This window comes from Achromobacter sp. SIMBA_011, assembly GCF_046535435.1.
Lineage (GTDB): Bacteria > Pseudomonadota > Gammaproteobacteria > Burkholderiales > Burkholderiaceae_B > Achromobacter > Achromobacter dolens.
The window spans coordinates 105,662-130,793 of record NZ_JAWRWN010000007.1; the positions used below are offsets into that span (position 1 = coordinate 105,662).

Here is a 25,132-nt window from a genome sequence, read left to right on the forward strand (position 1 = left end):
GCCGCCATGACCGATACGACCGCCCTGACCGAACTGGAACAACGCCTGGCCGCCCCTGGCGGCGCCGCGTTGCGCGCCGCGCTGGCGCAGCGCCTCGCCGAACTGGAGCAAAGCGCCAACCAGCGCCTGGCTTCTGGCCTGGTGCCGGTCGCGTTCCAGCAATACCAGGCGGTGGCACAGGCCGCCGCCGCCGCGCGCGAGGTGCTGGCCGCGCTGCAGCTTGACCCCCGGGATGCCGGCGCCGCGCCGTCCGCCCCTTTCTCCCCCCTTAATCGCTAGGAGACGCATCATGGCATTGAACGGATTGACCGGCTCGTCCGGCCTGAATTTCAACAGCGTGAACAGCACGATCTATGACAGCATCCGGTCGCAGGAAAGCAACCTGCAGACGACGCTGTCCAACCTGCGCACCAACGCCGACGGCAGCGTGTCGCAAGCAGATATGCTGAAGATGCAGCAACAGGTGCAGCAATGGACCATGCTGATCGAGATCCAGAGCACGATCACCAAGCAGATCGCGGACTCGCTCAAGGGCGTGATCCAGAAAGCCAGCTAAGCCGGCCCCGGCGCCCGCCACGCGGGTTCAGACCGATTGCATCATGAAGGCGGGATTGCGCCACGGCGCGTCAGCGCCCGGCTCGGCGCGCGCGGCGCGCTTCTCCCAGGCCTCGACCTGGTTGAGCAGCGCATCGATCGCGGCCAGCAGCGCATCCGCGCCGCATTGCTCGCGCGGCAGGCCCAACTGCAGGTGCATGCGGCCGTCAGGGGCCGCGCACGCCACCACGCCGCCGCCTGCCTGCAGGAAGTTGCCCTGTGCGGCAAGCAGCGCCAGCGCGCCGTCCATCCTGCCCCCGCCGACCGCGCACGACAACAGGATCTGGCCGCGCGCGCCATGCGCCATCAATTGCACCAGATGGCGACCATCGAATGCCAACTGACACAGGCCACCCTCCGCGGGCGCCAGCGCGGGAATGCCCAGCGCCTGGCCGAGTTCGGAAAGCACTTGGGCGAATTGAGGGTCTGACACGGTAACAGGGGGCCACGCGGGCGCGGCCGCTCGAAGCGCAAGATGGATGAGCCGACATTATGGCACCCGCGCCGCGCGAATCCCAGGCCCCGGCACGGAACCGGAAGGCATGGAGCTGTTACTCAGGGGGTGATTCCCACTTCGCGAGCTTCCCATGGCGCACAACTCCCTCTCCGACTTCGCGCGGGCCGCGGCCCAATACGCGCAGGCGCATGTCGATTCCAGCGACACCGAACAGCCCGCGCAATGGGCCGTCCCGCTGGACGACCATCATCAACTCGGCATGACGCGCAACGCGCAAGACGGCAGCGTGGTGCTCACCGCCTGGCGCCACGCCTTCAACGACGCACCCGGCTTCGATGACCCGCAGGGCGAAGCGCTGCTGCGCCGCAGCTTCGATACGCGCCTGGGCGCCGGCCTGATCGGCGGCATCTCGCCGGAATTGGGTCCGAGCCTGAGCCTGCCACTATATGCGGCCTGCGACGCCCACGCGTTGCACGACATCGCCGACGCGCTGCTGCGCGAACTCGACCGCCTGGCCCGCCCCGATCCCGACGCCACCCCGCCCGCGACGCTTCCGCGCGGCCCGCAAGGCGACGCGCGCCAGGCCGAGCGCGACCTGGCACGGCTGGCGCAGGCCTGCGGACTGGACACGCTGCCCAGCGGCGCGCGCAAGTTCGATCTGCTGTTCGACGACCTGCCCGGCCGCGTCACGCTGCATCCCGACAACCAGCGGCTGCTCACCGACTTCTTCGTGCACGACGCCGCCACGCTGCAGGGCAGCCTGCGCCGCGCCGTCATCAAGGGCGCGCTGCTCATCAACCAGAACGCGTTGCGCGGCCACGCCTACGTGATGGGCCTGGACAGCCGCCAGTTCGTGACCGGCACCGGCCGGATCGCGCTGCACCGGCTCGATGACGACACCTGGCCGCGCTGGCTGCAATACCAGGTGGCGCAAGCGCAGGACACGCGCGCCCTGGTGCGCGACCTGGCGCTGGAAGGCGCGCAGATCTCCTTTGGCATATCGGCCGGCGCCATGGGCGCCGCCGCACCGGGAGCACTCGCATGAACGGTATCTCCAGCGCCATCCAGAACAGCGCCGCGGCCTCCGTATGGCAACCGCCGGCACAGGCGCCGACCTCGCTGCTGGGCCAGCTCAAGGGCCTGTTCGTCACGCCCGACACCGACGCCGCCCACGTCGACGCGGCCAAGCGCTCGTTCGAACAGTACTTCATGCAGGAGACTAGCGCGCTCGCCAACATGATGGGCCCCAAGGGCATCGAGAGCTTCGCCGGCGACGTGCAGACGCGCTTCGAGTCCATCGTCCAGCGCTCCTTCGACGCGCTGCCGCGCAGGCAGGACGGCTCGGTCGATGGCAAGGATTTCGCCAGCGCCATGAAATCCGCCGGCAAGTCCGCCGCCATGGCGCTGGACCGGCTCAAGGTGGATGCGGCCCGCTCGGAACTCATGTCCAACCTGCCGCAGGCCGACACCCGCCCGCAGATCATCCCGCGCGGCGACAAGTACGTCGTCATCCGCCCCGCGCCGCAGCTCGAGAACATGGCGCTGCGCGGCGGCGGCGCCAAGGGCATCGGCTACAGCGCCGGCCTGGACCAGATGGAAAAGACCGGCATGCTGGCCGGTCTCAAGCACCTGTCGGGCTCGTCCGCCGGCGCCCTCACCGCCACCTGCCTGGCGGCGGGCCTGAGCGCCGCGCAGTTCGAGCAGGGGCCGGCCGACGCCTTGTTCCGCCCGGGCATGCTCGATGCGCTCAAAGGCGGCGGCGACCTGGCGCGCATCTATCCCGACCTGAAGATGGAAGGCGGCCTCGCGCCCGCCGTCGCTTCCTTGAAGGTGGTCGACCAGACCACCGCGCGCAGCGTGCACGACTACCTGACGACGCACTGGAACACCCATGCGTTCCAGGACAAGCTGGTCGCGCTCGCCGGCCAGGGCCAGCTGAGCGACCGCCAGCTCGAACGCCTCAGCCGCCTGCAGCAGCTCCCGGACTTCGAGCAGGAACACAAGGACAGCATGATCACGTTCGGCGACCTGAAGCTGCTGAACACGCTGGCGCCCGACAAGTTCAAGCAGCTGACGCTCACCGGTTGGAACAAGACCGACCAGGTCGAGGAATACTTCGACGCCGACAGCGCGCCGGACATGCCGATCGCCTATGCCGCGCGCATGTCGATGTCGTTCCCGATCGCGTTCAAGGCGGTGTCGGTGGAGACGGCCGACGGCGGCAAGAAGGTCTACGCCGATGGCGGCATCGGCAGCAACATGCCGTCCGAGGTCTTCACCCATCCGAAGGACGCGCAGGGCGTGCCCACCGCCCTGACCGGCGACGCGCTCGGCCAGACGCAGGCCCGCACCCTGCTGCTGACCTTCGACGAAAACGGCAAGGCCTACCAGATCATGCACGGCGGCCCGCCGCAGGCGCCGACGCCCGGCGTGCTGGGCAAGATCAAATCGTTCTTCATCAACCTGATCACCAGCCACCCCGACCAGGCCGGCGCCGATTTCGCCGACAAGCAGAAGATCTGGACGGCCGGCCCGAACGCGCTGCCGGTGTTCCACGGCGGCATCAGCACGCTGACCTCGAACATCAGCGACGAGGTCCAGCACCAGGCCCACATGCTGTCGGCCTGGAAGTCGCTGGAGCAGATCGCGGTGCGCACGCATCAGGCCTACTCGATGGAATGCGACAGCCTGGCGGACCTGGCGGGCCTGTTGACCGACGGCGAAAAGCAGGCGCTGCGCACCGGCGCCGCGCCGGACGGCCTGCAACGGCAGTTGCTGGCGCTGCTGGACAACGTCCCGCCCCCCGGGCCGGGACTGATGCCGCAATTGGCCTGAACCGCGCCGGTCCGGCCGGGGACTCGCACGTTCAGAGCGGCACCACCGCCCTGGCCTCGCAGACCTTGGCCAGGCGGCGCGGATCGCCCTCGAGCTCGCGCCACAGGCGCAGCAGCCGGTCTGCGCCGCTGCTGCGCGCGTCCACCGCATAGCGCGCATAACCCAGCCAATGGCGTTCCCGCGGCGCCAGCCCGCCTTCGGCCACCGCCAGCACCTCGCCGGCCAGCGCATGCACCGCGGGATCGTGCAGCGCGTCGCGCATGGCGTCGGCGCGCATGGCCCGCAGCCGCAGCCAGCCCCAAGACCGCAGCAGATCCTCGGCTTGTGGCAGGTTGCGCATCAATCCCAACTGCAACGCGGACGGCGCCATCACCAGCGTCGCCGCGACCTCGCGCCCCGCCTCGCGCAGCAATTGCGCGTCGGCGAAGCCAGCGCCCGGCGCGCGGCCTTCGATGTAGCCGCTGGCACCCAGCTGCGCGTACAGCTCCTCGATGCCGCCCGGCCGGCGCCAGGCTTCACGTAGCGCCTCCAGCGACGGCGGCGTCGCCAGCCGGTAGCGCCACCGCGCATCGAGGAAATGCGCGAACTGCGAATACTCGAAATGCGCGCCCTGCGGCGCGAGGGTGACTTCCTCGCCGGTGTCCGTGCGCAGGCCCGGCCAGCCCTCCGACGCCAGGAACGCCGACAGGCAGGGCGAACCACGCAGGTACACGCCGGTGGCCGACTTGTAGCCTTCCTCCGTCGCCAGCGGCAGGCAGCGGCTGGCGGTGCCGGGCGCGAACATCCAGCGGAAATAATCGCCCAGGTCGACGAACGGCCGTTCGGGCAGGCGCTGCAAGTGGTGGTCGCCGGCATAGCGCGAATGGCGGAACATGCGATCCCACACCGTCAGCCGGTTCTCCTTCAGGCCGGTCGCGCGGCCGTTCTCCAGCGGACTATTGGCGAAGATCGCGATGCTGGCCGGCGCCAGCGCCAGCACCACATTGAGCGCGCGCGCCGCCTGGGTCACGTCCACCGACGTGCAGGGGCTGTTCTGGGCTTTCGCATCGATCCCCACGCGATGCAGCCATTCACGATGGCCCACCAGCTCGCGGTAGATCGGCCGAGGCACGTGCACCGTCGCGTACCACGACGGGTCCAGCGTGCAGTCCGGATGTTCCGACGCATTCAGCAGCAGCGCGCCTTCCGCTTCCAGCGCGCGGCAGGCATCGTGCAGCTCCCGCGTGGCGCGCCGCGCCAGCTCGGCCAGCCCGCCGTCGTCCTCGGACACCGGCGCGAACGCGGTCTCGAGCAGATTAAAGCCGTTGTCCAGGCCGCTCTCGCCGGCCGCCACCGATACGCCCACGACGCGCTCGCCGATGCGCGACAGATCCGGCGCCTCGCCACGCGCCGCCTTGATCGCGGCCAACGTCTCGAAGTAGCCGCCCACCGCATGGCTGGCGCCGGTATCGCGCCGCGCCACCGCCATTTCCATCTCCAGCCCCAGCGTGCGTCCCGCGCGCGGCGTCATCGCGCCGCTCCGGCGGCGCGCGGGCGGGGCCGGATACCCGGAACCCAAGGGATGGCGGCGAGCTTCAAGACTGTCTCCTTGTTCTTCTGGCGCAGGGCGCGCCGCATGCTGAGTAACACCGATGGCGCCGCCGTTCCCCGGCGGCCGCCGAGCTGGCCTCAGGCGGGCTCGGCCATATCGTGGAAGCGCCGCGTCAGGATGTCGACGAAGGCCTCGGTCACCACCGAAGGCGCCGTCTGCGCCGGATAGGCCATGCAGACGCGCACCGGCAGCTTCGGCGTGAACGGCCGTATCGCCAACTGCTGCGCGAAGACATCGGCGATATATGGATTGACGATTCCCAGGCCGGTGCCGGCCGCGGCCAGCGCGCAGATCGTCGATGAATAGGTGGTCTCGATTTCCGACACCGGCTGCACCTGGTGCGCCAGCATCGCGCCGCGCAACTGCAGGTAGACGTCATCGTCGGCGTTCAGCACCAGCAGCCGGCGCTCGTTCAGGTCGGCGATGCCGATGGCCGGCAGCGCCGCCAGCGGATGGTCCGGCCGCATCACGCAGACCGCCGCGCTTTCGTGCAGGCTTTGCAGCGCCAGGTGCGCGCCGTCCAGCGGCACGGTCGTCACCACCACATCGTAGGTGCCGTGCAGCAGCCCCTCGCGCAGATACTGGCTGCCCACGGTCTGCATGTTGATGTGCACGTCGGGATAGCGCTGCGCGAATTCCTCGACCGCGCCGGGCAGCATGCCCAGGCCCAGCGCCGGCGTGCAGGCCAGCCGCAACACCCCGCTGCCGCTGCGGCGCATGGCGGCCACGCGGTCCTCGATGCGTTCCAGGCCGACGAAGTGCCGCTTGACCGTATCGAACAGGTCCTTGGCCTCGCGCGTCGGCCGCAGGCGGCCGCGCTCCATGTCGAACAGTTTCAGGCCGCTGGCCTGCTGCGCCTGCGCCAGCAGGCGGCTCACCGACGGTTGCGTGGTGCGCAGCATCTGCGCCGCGCCGGTGGTGGTGCCGGCCAGCATTACCGCGTGGAAGGCTTCGATCTGACGGAAATTCAGCGGTCGGCTCATAGGGTCACAGGGTATAGCAAACTTGCATAGACTATGCCGAAAAAAGAATTTTTTCAAATACTTAGCGACTCCTACACTCGTGGCTCCTCAGGTGCTCCTGCTCCCGCACCCCACCGAAAAACCAACCGCTGTAGGGGAAATACCATGCATTCATGCCGTCCCTGGCGCCGCCGCGTCCTGCAAGCCCTTGGCCTGACCTTGGCGAGCGCGGCCCTGCCGTTGAACGCCCTGGCCCAGGCCAATTATCCGGACCGCCCGTTACGGATCATCGTGCCGTTCACCGCCGGCGGCAGTTCCGACATCCAGGGGCGGCTGCTGGCCAAGTACCTGGGCCAGCTCTACAACCAGCCGGTCGTGGTCGAGAACCGGCCCGGCGCCGGCGGCCACATCGGCGGCAAATTCGTCGCCGAATCCGACCCCGACGGCTACACCCTGCTGCTCGGCTCCATCGGCCTGCACGCCACCTATGGCGTCTACAAGCATCTGAACTACCGCCCGGCAGACGCCCTCAAGGTCATCACCATCGTCGCCGAAATGCCGCACGTGGTCGTGGCCAGTCCGACGCTCCAGGCCAACACCCTGGCCGAACTGACCGCCCAGGCCAAGGCCAGCCCCGACAACCTGCATTTCGGCTCGGCCGGCGTCGGCTCCTCGGTGCATATGGTAGGCGAACTCTACAAAATGGCCGCGCAGGCCCCGATCGCGCACATTCCCTACCGCGGCAGCTCCGCCGCCATCAACGACCTGATCGGCGGCCAGATCCAGCTACTGTTCGAAAACGTGCCCACCACCATCGGCTACATCCAGACCGGCAAGCTCAAGGCCCTGGCCATCACCGGCGCCAGGCGATCTCCCGCGCTGCCCGACGTGCCCACCGCCGCCGAGGCCGGCCTGCCCGGCCTGACCGTGACCTCCTGGACCACCCTGGCCGCCGGCAGGGACGTGCCGGACGCGCTGATCGACAAGCTCAGCGCCGACCTGCGCCGCGTTTACGCCGACCCCGAGTTCCGCGCCGGCCTCGAGCACCTGGGCATGACGCCGGTGGGCAACAGTCCCGCCGAGGCGCGCGCCTTCGTCGAACGCGAACGCGCCCGCTGGAACAAGGTCATCGAGGCCGAGCACATCAGCGCTGGTTGAACCCATTTTTCATAGACAGACGAACCGCATGACCACTCCCGCCATCGCCTGCCGCCGCCTGGGCGGCCCGCCAGGCCATCACTTCTTCGGCTACTACAACAAGACCGTCTGGGATCGCGGCGGCCGCTACCTGCTGGCCAACCGCGTGCCCGTCAAGGATGCCCGGCTCACGCCCGAACTGCGCGCCGAGGTCGGCTACTTCGACCTGGGCGATGGCGAGCGTTATCACGCGGTGGGCGTCACCACGGCCTGGAACTGGCAGATGGGCTGCCAGTTGCAGTGGCTGGATGGCATGGCCGAGCCGCAACTGATCTACAACTGCCGTCGTGATGACGGCGGCGGCTTCTATCCTGGATTTCGCTCCGCGGTGCACAACGTCGCCACCGGCCAGACGCGCCATCTGCCGCTGCCGATCTACGTCGCCGCGCCCGACAGCCGCTACGCCCTGTGCGTGGACTACCGCCGGCTCTACATCACGCACCAGACCATCGGTTACAGCGAACACGCGCCCGCGCCGGTGGCCAACGCGCCGGCCGACGACGGCATCCACGCGCTCGACCTGGAAAGCGGCGCGCACCGCCTGCTGGTCAGCTACGCCGACCTGCGCAACTTCCATCCGCGCGCCTCGATGGAGCGCGCGATCCACTGGGTCAGCCACATCGAGGTCAACCCGTCGTCGACGCGCATCCTGTTCCTGCATCGCTGGACCGAACGGGTCGAGGACGAGACCTGCTTCCTGCACCGCCTCATCACCATGAACCCGGACGGCAGCGACATGCGTCTGCTGGAATGTTCCGACCATCCGCTGCCGCAACTGGCCGACGACTTCGACCCGGCTGCCGTCGGCACCTTCGACTACGAGAAATCGGAATACCAGATCTCGCACCCGCTCTGGCGCGACGACCGCTCGATCATCGTCTGGGGACCGCATGCCGGCAGCATCCATTACCACCTGTATGAAGATGCCGACGGCGGCCAGGTGCAGGTGGTGGGCGACGGCGTCCTCACCGAGAACGGCCACATGACGTTTTCACCGGTGGACACCCGCTGGCTGCTGAGCGATACCTACCCCGATCCTGTCACCCACGAACGCATCCTGTTCCTGTACGACATGCATACCGGGCAACGCCACGACCTCGGCAGCTTCTACGCCGATCCCGGGCTGTCCAAGGAAAACCGCTGCGACCTGCACCCGCGCTGGAGCCGCGACGGCACGCAGGTGTGCGTGGACTCGGTGCACGAAGGCGAACGCCAGATGTACGTGCTCGACGTGGCGCCGATCGTGAAGGCCTGAACCGGCCGCCGCATCGAGAAACCGGGGACGGCCGTCGCGCGGCAACGGCGCGTCGGCTTCCCGCTCATGCGGACCACGGCGCGGCGGCCATGGCGCCGCCCGCCGCTCAGCCCTCGCGCGCCACCTGGCGCAGCGCCTGCTCGAACACGTCCGCCGGCTGGCCCCCCGAGACCAGGTACTTGCCGTTGAGGATCACCGACGGCACCGAGGTGATGCCGCGGTCGCGCCACTCGGCCTCTTCCTTGCGCACTTCCTCGGTGTAGCGGCCCGAGGCCAGCACCGCGCGCGCCTGCTCCGCATCCAGGCCGGCGTCCGCCGCCGCCTGCACCAGCACCTCGACGTCGCTGGTGTCCTGGTTGTCGTAGTGATAGGTCTCCAGCAGGCGCTTCTTCAGCGCCGTCTGGCTGCCCTGCCCTTCCAGGCCCGCCCAGTACAGCAGGCGATGGGCATCGAAGGTATTGAACGAACGGTTGTCATCCGCCATGCGCATGCGCATGCCGACGGCCGCCGCGCGTTCGCTGATGACCTTGCGATTGGCCTGCACCTGCTCGCGGCTGTAGCCGTACTTGGCCATCAGCCGCTCGATGGTGTTCTGCCCGCCCTTGGGCATGTCGGGATTCAGCTCGAACGGCCGGAAATGCAGCTCGACCTCGGCCTCGTCCTGTACGCGCCCGATGGCGGCCAGCAGGCCGCCCAGGCCCACCGCGCACCAGGGACAAGCTACGTCGGACACGAAATCGATGGTGATCTTGGACATGACTCTCTCCGGGAACAGGCCTCAAGCGTAGACCAACCCAGGGCGCCGCGACCAAGAAACCCTGGGCACGCCAGGGCCGCGCGCCTCAGGCCCCGGCGTCGCACCGCAATTGCCGAATGCCGCGCCCGAGCTTTCTGCGCAACAGAGTGCGCAGAGTCGAAGTATCGGCGTAACCGACCTGCGCCGCCACGGTATCCAGGTCGCAACCATTGGCCACCAGTTGCCGCGCGCGCTGTACCCGCAGGTCCTGCACGAACGCCAGGGGCGATTTGCCCAGGACCCTTTCGGTGCGTCGTTGCAGCGTCCTTGGATGCACGCGCAGCGCCTCGGCCGCCTCCTGCAACGCAAACCCCTTGGACAGATTCTCGCGCGCCCAGCGCTCGAAACGCGCCACCAGCGGGTCGGCGTGGGCCAGAAAGTCGGGGATGATGTATCGGGCCTGTGATGAACGGTTGTCGATCAACAGGAATCGCGCCACCCTTTCCGCCAACTGCGGGCTGGCCTGACGCATCAGCCACAGCGCCAGGTCCAGGTGCCCCATGGCCGCGCCCGCGGTCACCACGCCGTCGCCGGCAACAATCATGCGCGTGTCATCGAGGCTGACCGCCGGATAGCGTTCACGGAACAGCGGTGCCAGCGACCACGTCGTGGTGGCCTCGCGCCCGTCCAGCACGCCGCTCTCGGCCACCACGAAGGTTCCTATGCACGCCGCGGCCACCCCGATTCCCTGCCCATGCCAGGCGCGCAACTGCGCCTTGGCGCGCACCACGTCGGGCCGGACCAGTGCGTCCAGCAGCCTGGGCGGCGTCTTGGCATTCAAGGCCGGCACCACCACCCAATCCGGCCGCGCCACTTCGCCGGCCGGTCGCACCGCCATGGACAGGCCCAGCGCGGTGCGGATACGCCGGCCCACGCCTGCCACCGTCACATCGAACGGCGCGGGCGCGTCCGACTGCATCGACGCCAGTTCGTTGGCGGTGTCGAAAACGTCCAGCAGCGCCGTCAGGCCGGTATCGAAAGCGCCATCCAAGGCGAACAGACAGATACGCATGTCGTAAATAGCCCGAATATTGTCATTTACGACTATAGATCCCGACCCTTGCCGCTGTCTAGAATTCCCGCTGAATCAACGGCTTCGGCCTAGTTTCCCAGCCGGGCCGCGCTTATCCCGGCGCCTCAGCAAGCGAGTCCCTCACCATGGAACATCCCGATCCCACTCAGCTCGACAATCCGGCCTGGTTCGCGTTGGCCGGCCGCCAGGCGCACCTGCGCCAGGGCGATGGCTTGGCCGCGCGCTACTTGCCCGACGTCGCCCCGTTTGCCGCCGTGCGCAACACCACGCGCGAGGCCTTCGATGCCCTGCGTCGGCTCGTCGCGCCGGACACCCCCGCGTTGCTGCAAACCCTGTACGTACCGCCCCCGCTAGACAGCCTGCGTTCGGAACCGCTGTTCTCTTTCTTCCAGATGGTTGACCATGGCCAGACTCCGATCGCGGCGGACGAGCCGGACTTCCTGACGCTGGGCGCCAGCGACGCCGCCGACATGATGGCGTTGGCCGCCGCCACGCGGCCGGGCCCGTTCGGGCCACGCACCATCGAAACAGGTCAATACCTCGGTGTACGGCGCCACGGCCGGCTGGTCGCCATGGCCGGCGAACGCATGCGGCTGGACGGCTTCGCGGAGATCAGCGCCGTGTGCGTCGATGCAAGCTGCCGCGGCCAGGGCCTCGCCGGCCGCCTGATGAACCGGTTGCGGCGCGACATCCGCCGGCGTGGCGAGACGCCGTTCCTGCACGTCCGCGACAACAACGCGGCGGCCCTCGCGCTCTACCAGCGCCTGGGCTTTCGCACCCGGCAGACGTTCCAGCTTCACCGCATCACGACTCCCGACGCGCACGAATCCGCCAGTCTGTGAGGACGCCCGTGGCGTCAGGCAAAGGCGCCGGCCCGACGCCACCGACGGGCCGGCCTGCGCGCTATCGCGCCGTGTCCCCGTCGAACAGGATGCGCTCGATCGCCCGCACCCGGTCGCGGCGGCGCCTGACCGCGCGCACCGGCCTGCCGAACGCGCGCTTGCGCTGCCGCGTTTCCCGGCTGGCCTGCAAATGCTCGATGAACACCTCGTCGCACGGCCCGTTGTCGGTCTTGTCGAAGATCCAGCAATAGGCGACGGGCAGCCGCGCCTGCCGGTAGCGCGGCGCGGCGGACGCGGCATCGCTGGCAAGCAGGCGCTCCAGCACCAACTGGTCCCACTCGTCGGGATTCTCCGCGCAGGCCTGGGCCCAGGCCTGCAACAGCTCGGCGGCGGCCGGCGTATGGTTGAGGAACAATGTGCCGCTCAGCAAGTGCCCGTCGGGCTCGTGGTACGCAGCGATATCGCAATCCAACGCAGCCAGCGCCGGCCACGGATCGCGATGAAACACCGCATCCACGTCGACGTACAACAGCGGGCCGGTGTGCTTCTTGCGCATGGCGACCAGCACCGATGGCTTCATGGATGCGTTGCGCACCCAGGAACCCGTGGATGCGATCGGCTCGGCGTCAACGGCCAGTCCCAGCCTCTGCGCCGAGCGCAGCATGCGGTTCTTTTCCGTCTCGTAAATGCTGTCGCGGGTGAAAAACGCCACCACCATGCCCGTGGCCCTGCCTCGCTGCCGGCCAGGCCCGACCTTGTCGGGTCCCGGAAAGTCCAGAACCATCCGCGCCTGCTCGATGGACCAGCCGAACCACTTGCGTCGAAACCAATCGAACATGATGCGCCACGCTTTTCAAGATCAAGTGAAGCGGGCGTACCGGCAACGTCATGTCGACAGCGCGGCGGCAGGCTCGCACAGCGCTTTTCCCGCCCTAGCGCGACGCACGATGGTGCGGGGCGCGACCCAGGCGCGGGATCGAAGCGCAGGCGGAGTTTATGAATGGACGCGATACGCGTCGACGCTATTGCAATCAGTCGAAATCCAAATCGCCGCGCTGAAACATTCTTCGCGCGGCTTCCCTCTGAAACGCCTTTCCAGGCCCAACAGAACTTTCAGCCGGCTTTCTGGAATACCGCTCGCGCCGCGGGTGGCGGGACGCCCGCGAGCGCGACCCGTTCAAGCGCAACATGCCGGCGGTGGCCTGCCTGGCCGGCGACCTATTCTGTTGTCGGCCGGGTCAGGCGTACTGCGCGAGGCCGCCTCCCAGCGACCAGTTTTCCTTCAGGACCTCGACGAGATTCACGAACACATCCTCGGGGCGCAGGCCGGGATTCTCGCCAAGCAATTGCGCAATCCGCCGGAACAGCGCCTTCTTCTGTTCCAACGTGCGCGTATTGTTCGCGGTGATCTGGATGAACACGAGATCGTCGCTGCGAGCGATATCCAGATAGGTCGCGCCGTAGCGGAAGTTGGCGGCCTCATGCTCGGTCATGACCATGAACTGGTCATCTTCGGGCACGTCGAACGTTTCATGCAGCGCGCGGTAAACGCCGTCGAAGATGGCCTGCCGGTAGGCCTCCGTCTTTCCGGAACGCAACGAGATTTGAGCGAATGGCATGGGAAATTCCTCCTTTGTGGTCCCGTGGCCTATTATCTATTCTGATAACTTATCCATTTTTATTTCAACGATAAAGTTTTGAAATGACAAAGCGTGCCCTTGACCTGGAAGCCGTCAGAGCCTTCATCCGCATCGCCGAGCTGGGCAGCTTCACCCGCGCCGCCGAAGCGTCACGGACCTCGCAGGCCGCGGTCAGCCTGAAGCTGAAACGGCTGGAAGAAAGGCTGGGCTTCAGACTGGTCGAGCGAACGCCGCGCTACGTGGAGCTTTCGGCCCAGGGCGCCACCTTTCTTGACCATGCGCGCAAGCTGATCGAAGCCCATGACCGGGCGGTCGCGGTCGTCGGCGGAACGCGGCAGCGCCTCGCCATCGGCATCAGCGACCACGTCGCGGGTCCGGAACTGCCCGCGCTGATCGCGCGCATGAATGCCCAGGATCCTCACCTGCTGATCGAAATCCGGATCGGATCGTCGGCGGAACTGCTTCAGCGTTTCGACCGCCGCGAACTCGACACGGTGATCGTGCGCTTCCAGGCGGGCCGCGGCGACGGGGAAATCCTGGCCGAAGAAAAATTCGGCTGGTTCGCGATGCCCGGCTGGCAGCATCGCGCCGGCGAGCCGCTGCCGCTGGCCACGATGGCGGAACCCTGCGGCGTGCGCGCCGTGGCCGGACAACTGCTCGATGAGGCCGGCGTCCCCTGGACCGAGGTGTTCGTGGGTGGCGGCGTGATGACGGTCGCCGCCGCCGTCATGGCCGGGCTGGGGGTCGCCGCGCTTGCCCCGCGCATGGTGCCGTTCGGCGCAGTGGATGTCGGCCCCAGGCTGGGGCTGCCAGACCTGCCGCGGCTGCCCATCCTTCTGCATACCCGGGTCCGGGACAGCCGCGCGCGGGATGCGCTGGCCGCGCTCTCGGCGGCCTTTCGCGGCGTGGTGCGAAGCTAGGATCTTCAAGCGATGCCACGGCCCCCGGCACGCCCGAGAGAAGTGAATCCCGCTGCCGGCGACCCTCCGGACAACAAAAAACCCGCAGAACCAATGTTCATGCGGGTTTTCGGGGCAAAGCGCTGACGGGCTGCCCCGGGGCGACTCTTGCGAAATTCTTGGCGGACAGAGGGGGATTCGAACCCCCGATACGCTTTTGACGTATACACGCTTTCCAGGCGTGCGCCTTCAACCACTCGGCCACCTGTCCTGATCCGGTACGCATTGCTGAAAATGCGAATCCGCGATTCTAGCAGATCGGCAAGAAAGCTGCAGCGGCGCAGCGGCCCCAGAAAAAGGGGACGCGATTGCGTCCCCTTTTTGCCACGGGCGCCCGTGCGCACCCGGTGGCGACTGTCCCGGACGCGGTTGTCCGGGGCAGCCCATGGCCGCTCAAGCGTTGGGCGGATCCTGCTCGCGGTACGAACTGACGGTGCCGTCGGGTTCGGTCTCCTCCAGCCGCACCCGGAAGCCCCACAGCCGCGCCAGGTGCTTCATCACCTGCTCCGCGTCCTCGGCCGCCAGCGGCCGGCCTCGGCTCTTCAGGTGCCGCAGCACCAGCGAACGGTCGGTGTCGCGGTTGAAGCGGACCACCTGGATGTCCGGCACCAGATTGTCGCGGTTGTGCTGCGCGGCCAGCAGGCGGCGGATGTCGCGGTAACCCTCGTCATCGTGGATCGCGGCGACCTCCAGCTTGGGATTGGCCTGGTGGTCCGAGATCGCGAAGAAGCGGAACTCGCGGATCAGGCGCGGCGACAGGTACTGCGAGATGAAGGACTCGTCCTTGAAGTTGCGCATGGCGAAGTCCAGCGTCTTCAGCCAATCGCCTCCCGCGATGTCCGGGAACCAGCGGCGATCCTCGTCGGTGGGCTTTTCGCAAATGCGGCGGATATCCGACATCATCGCGAAGCCCAGCGCGTACGGGTTGATGCCGCCGTAGCCGCGTTCGTCGAAGCCGCGCTGGCTGACCACGTTGGTGTGGCTCTGCAGGAACTCCATCATGAAGCCGTCGTTGACCAGTCCCTTCTCGTGCAGCCGGTTCAGGATGGTGTAGTGCCAGAACGTGGCCCAGCCTTCGTTCATCACCTTGGTCTGGGTCTGCGGATAGAAGTACTGGGCCACCTTGCGCACAATGCGCACCAGTTCCTTCTGCCACGGCGCCAGCTTGGGCGAATACTTCTCGATGAAGTACAGCAGGTTCTCTTCCGGCTCGGGCGGGAACACCGACGCGGCGACCCGCTCGTCCTTGTCGGCCTCCAGCCGCGGCAGCGTGCGCCACAGGTCGTTGTATTGCAGCCGCGCGTGCTCCTGGCGCTCGGCCTGGCGCGCGGCCTCTTCCTTGTACGAGATCGGCGTCGGCCGCTTGTAGCGGTCCACGCCATGGTGCGACAGCGCGTGGCAGGAATCCAGCAGCGCCTCCACCGCGTCGATGCCGTAGCGGTCCTCGCAGTCCATCACGTACTTGCGGGCGAACACCAGGTAGTCCAGCACGCCGTCGGCGTCGGTCCACTGGCGGAACAGGTAATTGCCCTTGAAGAACGAGTTATGGCCGTAGCAGGCGTGCGCGATCACCAGCGCCTGCATCGTCATGGAGTTCTCTTCCATGAGATACGCGATGCAGGGGTTGGAGTTGATCACGATCTCATAGGCCAGGCCCTGCATGCCGCGCCGGTAGTACTGCTCGTTGCGGATGAACTCCTTGCCGTACGACCAGTGCGGATAGCCGATGGGCAGGCCCGCCGACGCGTACGCGTCCAGCATCTGCTCCGAGGTGATGACCTCGATCTGGTTCGGATAGGTGTCCAGCCCGTACTCGCGCGCGACCTGCGAGATCGCGTCGTCATAGGACTGGATCAGTTCGAACGTCCATTCGGAACCTTGCGACAACGGCCGGGGGCTGTCGGCCGATTCCGGCTCCACCAGTGCGCCCAGGATGGCATTCATGCGGTTTCCTTCTTGAACAGGTCATGGAACACGGGATAGATTTCCCCGCGATCGCAAATCCGCCGCATCACGAAATGCGGCGCCAGCTTCTGTTCATATTCCGCCCACAGGCTGCTCTTGCGCGCCTCCTGCGAGTCGGGAACCTCGATATAGGCAAAGTAGCGCGTGGCCGGCAGCAGGTGCTCGGCCAAAAAGCGCGCGCTCTTGCCCGCGTCGGCGCCGAACGAGTCGCCGTCGCTGGCCTGTGCCGCATACACGTTCCAGGCCGAGGGCGGATAGCGCTTCTCGACGATCTCGCGCATCAGCTCCAGCGCCGACAGCACGATGGTGCCGCCGCTCTTGGGATCGTAGAAGAAGGTCTGCTCGTCCACTTCCTCGGCATTGTCGGTATGGCGGATGAAGACCAGGTCGACATGCTCATACTTGCGCGACAGGAACAGGTATAGCAGCGTGAAGAAGCGCTTGGCCAGGTCCTTCTTGCCCTCGTCCATCGAGCCGGACACATCCATCAGGCAGAACATGACCGCGCGCGCCATCGGGATCGCGACCGACACGCGGTTGCGGTAGCGCAGGTCCAGGTCGTCCAGGAACGGCACGCGCGCCAGGCGCTCGCGGCAGTCCTCGACGTCCTGCTCCAGGGCCTTGATCTGGTCGGCGGGCGCGCCCGCCGCCTTGGCCTTGGCCAGGCGTTCTTCCGCGTCTTCCAGGTCGGCGCGCGCCTTCACGCTCAGCGCCACCCGCCGCGCCAGCGACGACTTCAGCGTGCGGCTGATGCTGAGCATGCTGGGCGAGCCGGTGGTGGTATAGCCGGCGCGTTGCCATTTCTTCTGGCTGACCTCGCCCAATTGGGTGCGCGCCAGGTGAGGCAGCTCCAGATCTTCGAAGAACAGATTGAGGAACTCGGCCCGCGACAGGCTGAAGGTGAACTGATCGACCGCCTCGCCCTCGCCGGGTTCGGAGCCGCCCTGGCCTTCTCCCCCCTGAGGCCGGTCGAACGTGTCGCCCTTGGCGAACTCGCGATTGCCCGGATGCACCATTTCCCGGTCGCCGCCCGCGCCGTGCCGGAAGGTCGGCTCGGAAATATCGCGGGCGGGCAGGTTGATCTCGCCGCCCTGATCCATGTCCTGGATCGAGCGGTCGCGGATCATCCCGTGGACCGCCTTGCGGATCTGGTCCTTGTAACGCCGCAGAAAGCGCTCCCGGTTAACGGCGCTCTTGTTGCGCCCGTTAAGACGGCGATCGATCAGTGAATTCATGATTCACCTCGCTCAGGAAGACTTCCTCACACGGAGATACCACTCGCACAGCAGCCTGACCTGCTTTTCCGTGTAGCCCTTCTCCACCATCCGATCCACGAAGCTCTGGTGCTTGGACTTGTCCTCGGCCGACGCCTTGGCGTTGAACGAGATCACCGGCAGCAGGTCTTCCGTGTTCGAGAACATCTTCTTCTCGATCACTTCGCGCAGCTTTTCATAGCTGGTCCAGGTCGGGTTGCGGCCGTTGTTGTTGGCGCGCGCCCGCAGCACGAAGTTCACGATCTCGTTGCGGAAGTCCTTCGGATTGGCGATGCCGGCCGGCTTTTCGATCTTCTCCAGTTCGTCGTTCAGGGCGCTGCGGTCGAAGCTCTCGCCGGTTTCCGGGTCGCGGAATTCCTCGTCCTGGATCCAGCAGTCGGCGAACGTGACGTAGCGGTCGAAGATGTTCTGGCCATACTCCGAGTACGACTCGAGGTACGCCGTCTGGATCTCCTTGCCGATGAACTCGGCATAGCGCGGCGCCAGGAAGCCCTTGATGAACTCCAGGTAGCGCCGGCGGATCTCCTCCGGATAGTCCTCGCGCCCGATGCGTTGTTCGAGCACGTACATCAGGTGCACCGGATTGGCCGCCACTTCGGTCTGGTCGTAGTTGAAGACGCTGGACAGGATCTTGTACGCGAAGCGCGTCGAGACCCCGTTCATGCCTTCGTCGGTGCCGGCGTAGTCCTTGTACTCCTGCAACGCCTTGGCCTTCGGATCGACGTCCTTCAGGCTTTCACCGTCGTAGACGCGCAGCTTCGAGTAGATGCTGGAATTCTCCGGCTCCTTCAGCCGGGTCAGCACCGAGAACTGCGCCATCATGTCCAGCGTCCCCGGCGCGCACGGCGCCGTCGACAGCGAGCTGTGATGCAGCAGCTTCTCGTAGATGCGGACTTCTTCCGACACCTGCAGGCAGTAAGGCACCTTGACGATATAGATACGGTCGAGGAAAGCCTCGTTGTGCTTGTTGTTGCGGAAGGTCTGCCATTCCGACTCGTTCGAGTGCGCCAGGATGCAACCGTTGAACGGGATCGCCGAGAAACCCTCGGTGCCCTTGAAGTTGCCTTCCTGCGTCGCCGTCAAGAGCGGATGCAGCATCTTGATCGGCGCCTTGAACATTTCCACGAACTCGAGCAGGCCCTGGTTGGCCAGGCACAGGCCGCCGGAATAGCTGTAGGCGTCCGGGTCATCCTGCGAATGGCGGTCGAGCTTGCGGATGTCGACCTTGCCGACCAGCGACGAGATGTCCTGGTTGTTCTCGTCGCCCGGTTCGGTCTTGGCGATCGCCACCTGGCGCAGCACCGACGGGTTCAGGCGCACCACGCGGAACTGCGAGATGTCGCCGTCGAACTCCTTCAGGCGCTTGACCGCCCACGGCGACATGATGCCCGTGAGGTAGCGGCGCGGAATGCCGTATTCCTTTTCGAGCGTGTCGCCGAAGCGTTCCGGATGGAACAGGCCCAGCGGCGACTCGTTCACCGGCGAGCCCTTGAGCGCGTAGATGGGGAAGCGCTCCATCAGCACCTTGAGGCGCTCGGCGATGGACGACTTGCCGCCGCCGACGGGCCCCAGCAGATAGAGGATTTGCTTGCGCTCTTCCAGTCCCTGCGCGGCGTGCTTGAAGAACGCCACGATCTGCCCGATGACGTCCTCCATGCCGTAGAACTCCTGGAACGCTGGATAGCGCCGGATGGTCCGGTTGGAAAACAAACGGGAAAGACGTGGGTCGTTGCGCGTATCCACGATTTCAGGTTCGCCAATCGCGGCCAGCATGCGCTCGGCCGGGCTGGCGTATGCCATCGGGTCGCGTCGGGCGAGATCCAGATACTCCTCGAGAGAGAGTTCTGATTCCTGTTCTCTTGCATACTGCGACTTGAAGCCTTCGACGATGTTTTGCACGGAAACCTCCTACAACACGCGAAAAAGCCATGACGTCCCTACGTGTCCCCATTGTGTGCCTCAGTGCTTCGGCGTGACTAGTCAATCTCGCTATTAGCAATTTCGGCACGGTCGTATGTTGCTTTCGCCACACATCGACCATGAGCACGATCGGGCCCCTTCCGTTTAGGCTGCACCCTTGAGACACAAGTTCCGTCAGGGATTGCAACCAACGTGAATAAGTTCACTCGTTCGCCTTCAGCATATCGCTGTAGAACGGGCGCATGACGCAGCCACGTACGAAATGGTCAGCAATGATTTGAAGGGATGAGATATCCCGGTGGATTCTTATGATCCGGCACACAAGGCCGGTGCGTCCGCTATGCGATGGCAGCGAACGGTCTGAACGGCGCAAGGCGACTGCGTTCAGCGACGTATCGGTCCGGTTTGTGAAAAGCGCCGGTACGCGACACTGGAATCCGTGGTGACGAGGGCGCGTGGCGGGTTATGGAGCAAGCCATGCGCGCGTAGCGCCAAGTCATGACCTAGCTTAAGCCGAATTGACGGTTTTGTGGCAATTCATTTGTGCTCACGCGGTAAAAAAAAGCTGTGGGATGCTTCGAGACAGACACGCAAGAATCGCTCCCAAACTTGCTGCCATCCCGCCACGAACCGCGCGGGCAAACGCTATGCGGCCGATGGTCCGCGGCTATCACGCGATGGGTTGGCAGCCAGGCATCGAGAGTGCTAATACCCCTAGCGGCGTGAAGGATAGAATCACGCATCCGCGAAACCGCGCACGACACTGCCTTAAAACGCTTTCTATCCATCATGCCGCCCCGCCCGCGCCCCCTCATGCAAGGGCTCCGCATCGTCCGCGCGCCGATGCGCTGGCGGCGTCTGGCGGCTGTGTGCGGCGTGCTATTGCTGGCCGCGTGTGAACGCGCCGTCCCACCCCTGCCCAACGACGCCTATGTCTGGCAACGGCAATGGACACCGGCGCTGGTCAGCGCGCTGGCCGAGGGCGCGGATGCCGTGCGGTCATGGCGAGTGCTGGCGGCCGAACTGCGCGCCGACGGCGCCTGGTTCGACGCGGCGCCCGATCTGGCCGCGCTGGCCGCGTCACAACGACCCGTGGTGCTGGTGTTGCGGCTGGATGGCCGCGTCAACGACTTGCCCGCCGCCGACATCGCCGATCGCGCCGCCGCCGCGCTGGCGGCATGGGGCCGGGCCGGCGTCACGCTGGCTGGCCTGGAAATCGATTACGACTGCGCCACGTCGAAGCTGCCGGACTATGCCGCCTTGCTGGCGAAGCTCAAGACCCGCCTCGGCGCCAGCCTGCCGTTATCGATCACCGCCCTGCCGACCTGGCTTGACAGTCCCGCGCTGCCCGCATTGCTGGCGGTGCCGGACGAAACCGTGCTGCAGGTCCACGCCGTGCAGAACCCAACGCAAGGCCTGTTCGACGCCAGGCGAGCCCGCGCCTGGCTCGATGCCTACGCCCGCCATGCCGGCAAACCCTGGCGCGTGGCGCTGCCTTCCTATGGCAGCCGCGTCGCCTGGGACGAACGTGGCAGGATCGCGGCGGTCGAAAGCGAACGCCCGGCGTTGATGCCGGGCGGCCGTTCGGCCGAACTGCTGGTCACGCCCGACGCGATGGCGGCCTTCGTCGCGACGCTCGACCGCGATCGCCCGGCGGGACTGAGCGGCATCGTCTGGTTCCGCCTGCCGACCCAGGCCGACACGCGAGCCTGGAGCCTGCCGACCTGGCGCGCCGTGCTGGCGCGCCAGCCGCTGACGCCGCAGCTCGAAGTGACCGCCGCCGCGCGCGCCGCCGGCGGCGCGCGCGACGTGCGCCTGGCCAACCGCGGCAACGCCGACACCGCGCTCCCGTTTACCGTGCGGCTCGACGCCACTTGCAACGCCGCCGACGGCATCAACGGCTACACCCTTGAATACGACCGCGAGGGTAGCTATCTTCGCCGCGCGCAGGACGGACTGCTGCGCGCCGGCGCCGAACGCGCCATTGGATGGATCCGCTGTGACTCCGCAACCCCGAGCTTCCATGTACAACCGTAAATCGCTTGCCGCCGCGCTGCTGCTGGCCTGCGCCGCCGGCGCCGGCATCGTCATCGCCTGCGGCCCGGACTTCCCGCCACAATTGCTGGACGACCGCGCCGGCACGCTGCAAGGCACGCCCGCCAACTCGTTCGCGTACGAGGCGGCGCGGCTGCTGCCGGCCACGGACACACTGCGGGCCAACGAATCACCCTTGCTGCCGGACGGCAGCTACCGCTCCGACGCCATTCCCGAAGCATTCGACACGGCGTTGACGCCGGCACAACGGGAACAGGCGCGGGCGATGCGAGCCCGTCCCGACGGCGACCAGGCCTATGCCGCCGGCGCAGGCCTGCCGGAAGCCGCGCGGCTCTACGCCGCCGCCGCGGTGGACTACCGCAGCGCCGCGCAGGCGCCGGATGAACCGCGCCTGGAACGCGCGCGCCAGCGCCTGCTGGCCATCCTGGCGCTGCCAGCGGAGCAGGCCGCGACCCGCCGCGTCTGGGCGGCCTATCTGCTGGCCGAAATCGGGGCCATCGGAACCACGCCGGCGACGGATCACCCGGCGCAGGCCTATGCCCGGGTGCGCGAACTGGCGCGGCAAGGCGCGCCCGACCCCCTGGGCCTGGCCGTCGCCAGCTACGGCCAGGAAGCGCGCCTGTCATTGTCCGGCAGCCTCGGCCAATGCGCCTACGAAGACCTGTTCAACGCCTCGCCCTGCATGGATGCGATCGCGCCGCGCGACTTGCAGCAGGCCGTGCGCCTGTATGCCGCCCAGGCCGCGCGCGGTTCAGTCAGCGGCCGCGAATCGTTGCGCCTGATGGCCGACTGGGCGCTGGCCGCGCCGACGCGCGCCATCCGCCTGATAGAGGACCCGGTCGGCCAGCGCCTGCTGGTGGCGTACGGTCTGGCCCGACTGGGCGACATCGTCGACGGCAAACCCGAAAGCGCGCGCGCCCCCTTCGCCAACTTCGAGGCGACCGGCCGCCTGAGCCTGGCCGACGCCGCCGACGGCACGCCCAACGTCACGCCCAACCCCGCGCTGCAATCGCTGGTGGCCGCGCTACAGACACAGGACCCGCGACGGATCGACAACGCCGACCGGGTCGCGGCGCTGGCCTACCGCGTCGGCCGCTACGACCTGGCGCAAGCCCTGGCCTCCCGGCTCGACACGGCGCTGGCCTGGTGGGTGCGCGCCAAGCTGGCGATCCGGCGCGGCGACAACGAACTGGCCGCCCAGGCCTACGCCCGCGCGGTCGACGCATTTCCGCGCGGCGACGGCACCGTCGAGGCGGAGGCCGGCGCCCTGCTCAAAGGCGAACAGGGCGTGCTGTCGCTGTCGCGCGGCCAATACGTCGAAGCCCTGGACCAGTTGTACCGGGCCGCGGCGGCCGGCGATGGCGCCCCGCCGCCGGAAGAGGGCTGGCCGCTCTCGCCCTATTGGAACGACGCGGCCTACGTGGCCGAACGCGTGCTGACGACCGATGAGCTCAAGGCCTATGTCGACCGGCTGCCGCCGCCCCCGCCCGCGCCATCGCGGCCGCCGGGCTTCAGCCGCTACACGACCGACCAGTTCTACGAATGGAGCCGGCTGAACCAGCCGCCCGTGCACGACCGCCTGCGCCAGTTGCTGGCACGGCGGCTGGTGCGCGAAAACCGGGTGGCCGAAGCCCTGCCCTACTTCCCCGCGGACTCCGATCCCCGCTTCGCCACGCTCGACTATACCGATGGCAACTGGACGATCCGGGAATCCGATGTCCGCCAGCGCGCCGCGCAATACGGCGAAGCGCTGCGGGCCGCGGGCAACGCCTGGGGCCGCACCTCCCGCGCCGAGGCCTGGTACACCGCCGCCACCCTGGCGCGCCGCGACGGCATGCGCATCATGGGCTACGAACAGGGCCCCGACTACGCCGTCTATGAAGGCAACTATTCCGCCGGCGCCGGCCGCGATGCCAACCCCTGGTGGCGCGAGCCCCGCGCCGATACCGATGTGCCGATGGAAACGCCGCGGCAGCGTGCCGAAGCGGATCTGCCGGGCCCCTACGTGACGCAGGAGGAACGCGCACGCTACGCGGCCAGCGAGGCGCGGCCCAACGTGCGCTATCACTACCGCCAGATCGCCGCCGACTACGCGATGAAGGCCGCCGACGAACTGCCCACGCGCTCGCAGGCCTTCGCGGCCACGCTTTGCCGAGGCGCCCGCTACGTGATCGATGACACGCCGGAACGTGCCACCGCCATCTACCTGCGCTATGTGGATCAGGGCGCCCAGGTGCCCTTCAGCGACACCTTCGGCCGCGAATGCCCCGAACCGGACTTCCACTCGGCCTCGCGCTTTCACTACATCCAGGCCTGGAAGGCCTGGGAACGTGTCCGCAAGCAGCATCCGGGCCTCCTGATCGCGGGCGGCCTGCTGGCGCTGGCGGCGCTCGGCGCCGGGCTGTGGGCCTGGCGCAATGGCACCCCGACGGGCGGCGACAGGCGGCGCCAGAACGGCCTTTGAATATCGACGCGCCCCAGGGCTACCCGGCGGCGGGCAGTTCGACCCTTCGCAGCAGACCGCGCCAATGCTCGGGTACCCGCGCCCGCACACGCAGATCGGCCGCCACCCGCTCCGCCTCGATGAATTCGTAGCGCGGGGCGGCGTCCAACCTTTCCAGCATGGGCAGCTTGACCACGCCGGCGGCGTCGCCCAGCAGCATCGGCGCCATATAGATAAGCAGCTCATCGACGCAGCCGGCCGCGACCAGCGCGCCGCTCAGGCCGGCGCCGGCTTCGACGTGGACTTCGTTGAACTGCTGCGCGGCCAGCCAGCGCATCATCGCCGGCAGGTCGACCCGGTCGGGCGTCTCGTCGGGCAACGCCACCACCCGCACGTTGCGGGCCTCCAGCCGCGCCTGCTTGGCGGCGTCGGCGCGGGCCGTGAACACGATGACCTCGCCGCCGTCGAACAGCCGCGCGTCCTCGGGAATCTCGAAACGGCCGTCGACCACCGCCCGGCGCGGCTGGCGCGGCGTCTGGACGCTGCGCACGGTCAGTTGCGGATCATCCTTGAGCACGGTGCCGATGCCGGTCAGCACCACGCAACTACGGGCGCGCCAGTGATGGCCGTCGGCGCGCGCCTCGGGCCCGGTGATCCATTGCGACAGGCCGTTGTGCAACGCGCTGCGGCCGTCCAGCGACGTCGCCATCTTGAGCCAGGTCCAGGGCAACCCGCGGCTCATGCGCGAGATGAAGCCGGCATTCAGGGCCAGCGCCTCTTCGCGGCAAATGCCGGTGGTGACGGCGATGCCGGCCTCGCGCAGCCGCGCCAGCCCCTTGCCGTTGACCAGCGGATTGGGATCGCCGATCGCCACCACCACGCGCGCCGGCGCGGCCGCCAGCAGCGCGTCGACGCACGGCGGCGTGCGGCCGAAATGGCTGCACGGCTCCAGCGTGACATAGACGGTGGCCCCCGCCACCGATTCGCCGCGCGCCTGGGCATCGCGCAGGGCGCAGACTTCCGCGTGCGGGCCGCCGGGCGGCTGGGTCGCGCCTTCGCCCAGCACCCGGCCGTCACGCACGATGACGCAGCCCACCCGAGGGTTGGGCGCGGTCGAGTACATGACGGTCTGCGCCAGGGCCAGGGCGCGCCGCATCCAGGACAGGTCGTCGGATTCGCTGGGGTTCTTCATCATGCAGCGATTGTATGTCCGCGGCGGATCGCCGGCACGCCACGCCCGCCGTCGCGGGCCGGCGCGCTATGATGATTCAAGCGCCCCGAAAGCCATGTCCGTTTTGGGCCGATGCTGGTCTC

21 protein-coding genes and 1 tRNA gene are annotated in these 25,132 nt (G+C 67.6%); 10 read left to right on the forward strand and 12 right to left on the reverse strand.

What is annotated here, in order from left to right; genetic code table 11:
* Positions 1-6 precede the first annotated feature (6 nt).
* Entirely contained in the window at positions 7-279 is a 273-nt protein-coding gene (locus SB816_RS22280; protein WP_054503454.1) for an EscE/YscE/SsaE family type III secretion system needle protein co-chaperone, read from the forward strand.
* 10 nt (positions 280-289) lie between these two features.
* Positions 290-556, forward strand: a complete 267-nt coding sequence (locus SB816_RS22285) for an EscF/YscF/HrpA family type III secretion system needle major subunit (protein ID WP_054432779.1) — start codon at positions 290-292, stop codon at positions 554-556.
* Positions 557-583: 27 nt separating this feature from the next.
* On the opposite strand, the gene SB816_RS22290 is transcribed toward SB816_RS22285, so the two are convergent.
* Positions 584-1,027 carry a CesT family type III secretion system chaperone gene (locus SB816_RS22290; RefSeq protein WP_231132990.1) on the reverse strand — a complete coding sequence of 148 codons (444 nt, stop codon included), beginning with the start codon at positions 1,025-1,027 and terminating at the stop codon, positions 584-586.
* A gap of 154 nt (positions 1,028-1,181) precedes the next feature.
* Here SB816_RS22290 and SB816_RS22295 point away from each other — a divergent pair, with 154 nt between their 5' ends.
* Both SB816_RS22295 and SB816_RS22300 read left to right on the forward strand, forming a co-directional pair.
* On the forward strand, positions 1,182-2,096 hold the full coding sequence (locus tag SB816_RS22295) for a hypothetical protein (RefSeq protein WP_410547560.1): 915 nt from the start codon (positions 1,182-1,184) through the stop codon (positions 2,094-2,096).
* Positions 2,093-3,886, forward strand: a complete 1,794-nt coding sequence (locus SB816_RS22300) for a patatin-like phospholipase family protein (protein WP_410547561.1) — start codon at positions 2,093-2,095, stop codon at positions 3,884-3,886. Before SB816_RS22295 ends, SB816_RS22300 begins: the two co-directional genes overlap by 4 nt.
* A 31-nt stretch (positions 3,887-3,917) precedes the next feature.
* Here the strand turns inward: SB816_RS22300 and SB816_RS22305 are convergent, their stop codons facing one another.
* Both SB816_RS22305 and SB816_RS22310 read right to left on the reverse strand, forming a co-directional pair.
* Positions 3,918-5,396: a glutamate-cysteine ligase family protein gene (locus SB816_RS22305; RefSeq protein WP_410547562.1), complete on the reverse strand. Its 1,479-nt coding sequence runs from the start codon at positions 5,394-5,396 to the stop codon at positions 3,918-3,920.
* A 158-nt stretch (positions 5,397-5,554) separates the two neighbouring features.
* Positions 5,555-6,460: a LysR substrate-binding domain-containing protein gene (locus tag SB816_RS22310; RefSeq protein WP_054503449.1), complete on the reverse strand. Its 906-nt coding sequence runs from the start codon at positions 6,458-6,460 to the stop codon at positions 5,555-5,557.
* A gap of 144 nt (positions 6,461-6,604) precedes the next feature.
* Between SB816_RS22310 and SB816_RS22315 the strand changes: the two genes are divergently transcribed.
* On the forward strand, positions 6,605-7,597 hold the full coding sequence (locus SB816_RS22315) for a Bug family tripartite tricarboxylate transporter substrate binding protein (RefSeq protein ID WP_054503448.1): 993 nt from the start codon (positions 6,605-6,607) through the stop codon (positions 7,595-7,597).
* Positions 7,598-7,625: 28 nt separating this feature from the next.
* A complete protein-coding gene (locus SB816_RS22320; RefSeq protein WP_054503447.1) occupies positions 7,626-8,891 on the forward strand; it encodes a hypothetical protein in 1,266 nt (421 codons plus the stop codon).
* Positions 8,892-8,997: 106 nt separating this feature from the next.
* Here SB816_RS22320 and SB816_RS22325 read toward each other — a convergent pair whose 3' ends face one another.
* Both SB816_RS22325 and SB816_RS22330 read right to left on the reverse strand, forming a co-directional pair.
* Entirely contained in the window at positions 8,998-9,648 is a 651-nt protein-coding gene (locus tag SB816_RS22325; protein ID WP_054503446.1) for a DsbA family oxidoreductase, read from the reverse strand.
* Between the two features lie 85 nt (positions 9,649-9,733).
* Complete coding sequence (locus SB816_RS22330; protein ID WP_054503445.1) at positions 9,734-10,699, reverse strand: GlxA family transcriptional regulator; 966 nt, start codon at positions 10,697-10,699, stop codon at positions 9,734-9,736.
* Between the two features lie 146 nt (positions 10,700-10,845).
* Here SB816_RS22330 and SB816_RS22335 point away from each other — a divergent pair, with 146 nt between their 5' ends.
* On the forward strand, positions 10,846-11,562 hold the full coding sequence (locus SB816_RS22335) for a GNAT family N-acetyltransferase (RefSeq protein WP_054503444.1): 717 nt from the start codon (positions 10,846-10,848) through the stop codon (positions 11,560-11,562).
* A gap of 61 nt (positions 11,563-11,623) precedes the next feature.
* On the opposite strand, the gene SB816_RS22340 is transcribed toward SB816_RS22335, so the two are convergent.
* Both SB816_RS22340 and SB816_RS22345 read right to left on the reverse strand, forming a co-directional pair.
* Entirely contained in the window at positions 11,624-12,400 is a 777-nt protein-coding gene (locus SB816_RS22340; protein WP_231132991.1) for a putative nucleotide-diphospho-sugar transferase, read from the reverse strand.
* A gap of 400 nt (positions 12,401-12,800) precedes the next feature.
* Positions 12,801-13,181 carry a tautomerase family protein gene (locus SB816_RS22345; RefSeq protein ID WP_410547563.1) on the reverse strand — a complete coding sequence of 127 codons (381 nt, stop codon included), beginning with the start codon at positions 13,179-13,181 and terminating at the stop codon, positions 12,801-12,803.
* An 83-nt stretch (positions 13,182-13,264) separates the two neighbouring features.
* Here SB816_RS22345 and SB816_RS22350 point away from each other — a divergent pair, with 83 nt between their 5' ends.
* Positions 13,265-14,122 carry a LysR substrate-binding domain-containing protein gene (locus tag SB816_RS22350; RefSeq protein ID WP_410547564.1) on the forward strand — a complete coding sequence of 286 codons (858 nt, stop codon included), beginning with the start codon at positions 13,265-13,267 and terminating at the stop codon, positions 14,120-14,122.
* 159 nt (positions 14,123-14,281) lie between these two features.
* Here SB816_RS22350 and SB816_RS22355 read toward each other — a convergent pair.
* The 4 genes from SB816_RS22355 to SB816_RS22370 all read right to left on the reverse strand — a co-directional run bounded on the left by SB816_RS22355 (position 14,282) and on the right by SB816_RS22370 (position 19,290).
* A tRNA-Ser gene (locus SB816_RS22355) sits at positions 14,282-14,372 on the reverse strand.
* 182 nt (positions 14,373-14,554) lie between these two features.
* Positions 14,555-16,105 carry a SpoVR family protein gene (locus SB816_RS22360; protein WP_049071186.1) on the reverse strand — a complete coding sequence of 517 codons (1,551 nt, stop codon included), beginning with the start codon at positions 16,103-16,105 and terminating at the stop codon, positions 14,555-14,557.
* Positions 16,102-17,361, reverse strand: a complete 1,260-nt coding sequence (locus SB816_RS22365) for a YeaH/YhbH family protein (protein WP_054503441.1) — start codon at positions 17,359-17,361, stop codon at positions 16,102-16,104. Before SB816_RS22365 ends, SB816_RS22360 begins: the two co-directional genes overlap by 4 nt.
* 12 nt (positions 17,362-17,373) lie before the next feature.
* Positions 17,374-19,290 carry a PrkA family serine protein kinase gene (locus SB816_RS22370; protein ID WP_372415586.1) on the reverse strand — a complete coding sequence of 639 codons (1,917 nt, stop codon included), beginning with the start codon at positions 19,288-19,290 and terminating at the stop codon, positions 17,374-17,376.
* Positions 19,291-20,133: 843 nt separating this feature from the next.
* Here SB816_RS22370 and SB816_RS22375 point away from each other — a divergent pair.
* Together SB816_RS22375 and SB816_RS22380 are read left to right on the forward strand one after the other, a co-directional pair.
* Complete coding sequence (locus tag SB816_RS22375; protein WP_410547565.1) at positions 20,134-21,357, forward strand: DUF3142 domain-containing protein; 1,224 nt, start codon at positions 20,134-20,136, stop codon at positions 21,355-21,357.
* Positions 21,344-23,839, forward strand: a complete 2,496-nt coding sequence (locus SB816_RS22380; protein WP_410547566.1) for a hypothetical protein — start codon at positions 21,344-21,346, stop codon at positions 23,837-23,839. Before SB816_RS22375 ends, SB816_RS22380 begins: the two co-directional genes overlap by 14 nt.
* 19 nt (positions 23,840-23,858) lie before the next feature.
* On the opposite strand, the gene ribD is transcribed toward SB816_RS22380, so the two are convergent.
* Positions 23,859-24,974, reverse strand: coding sequence for a bifunctional diaminohydroxyphosphoribosylaminopyrimidine deaminase/5-amino-6-(5-phosphoribosylamino)uracil reductase RibD (gene ribD, locus SB816_RS22385; RefSeq protein ID WP_144657092.1), 1,116 nt, complete (start codon positions 24,972-24,974; stop codon positions 23,859-23,861).
* Positions 24,975-25,132: the final 158 nt, after the last annotated feature.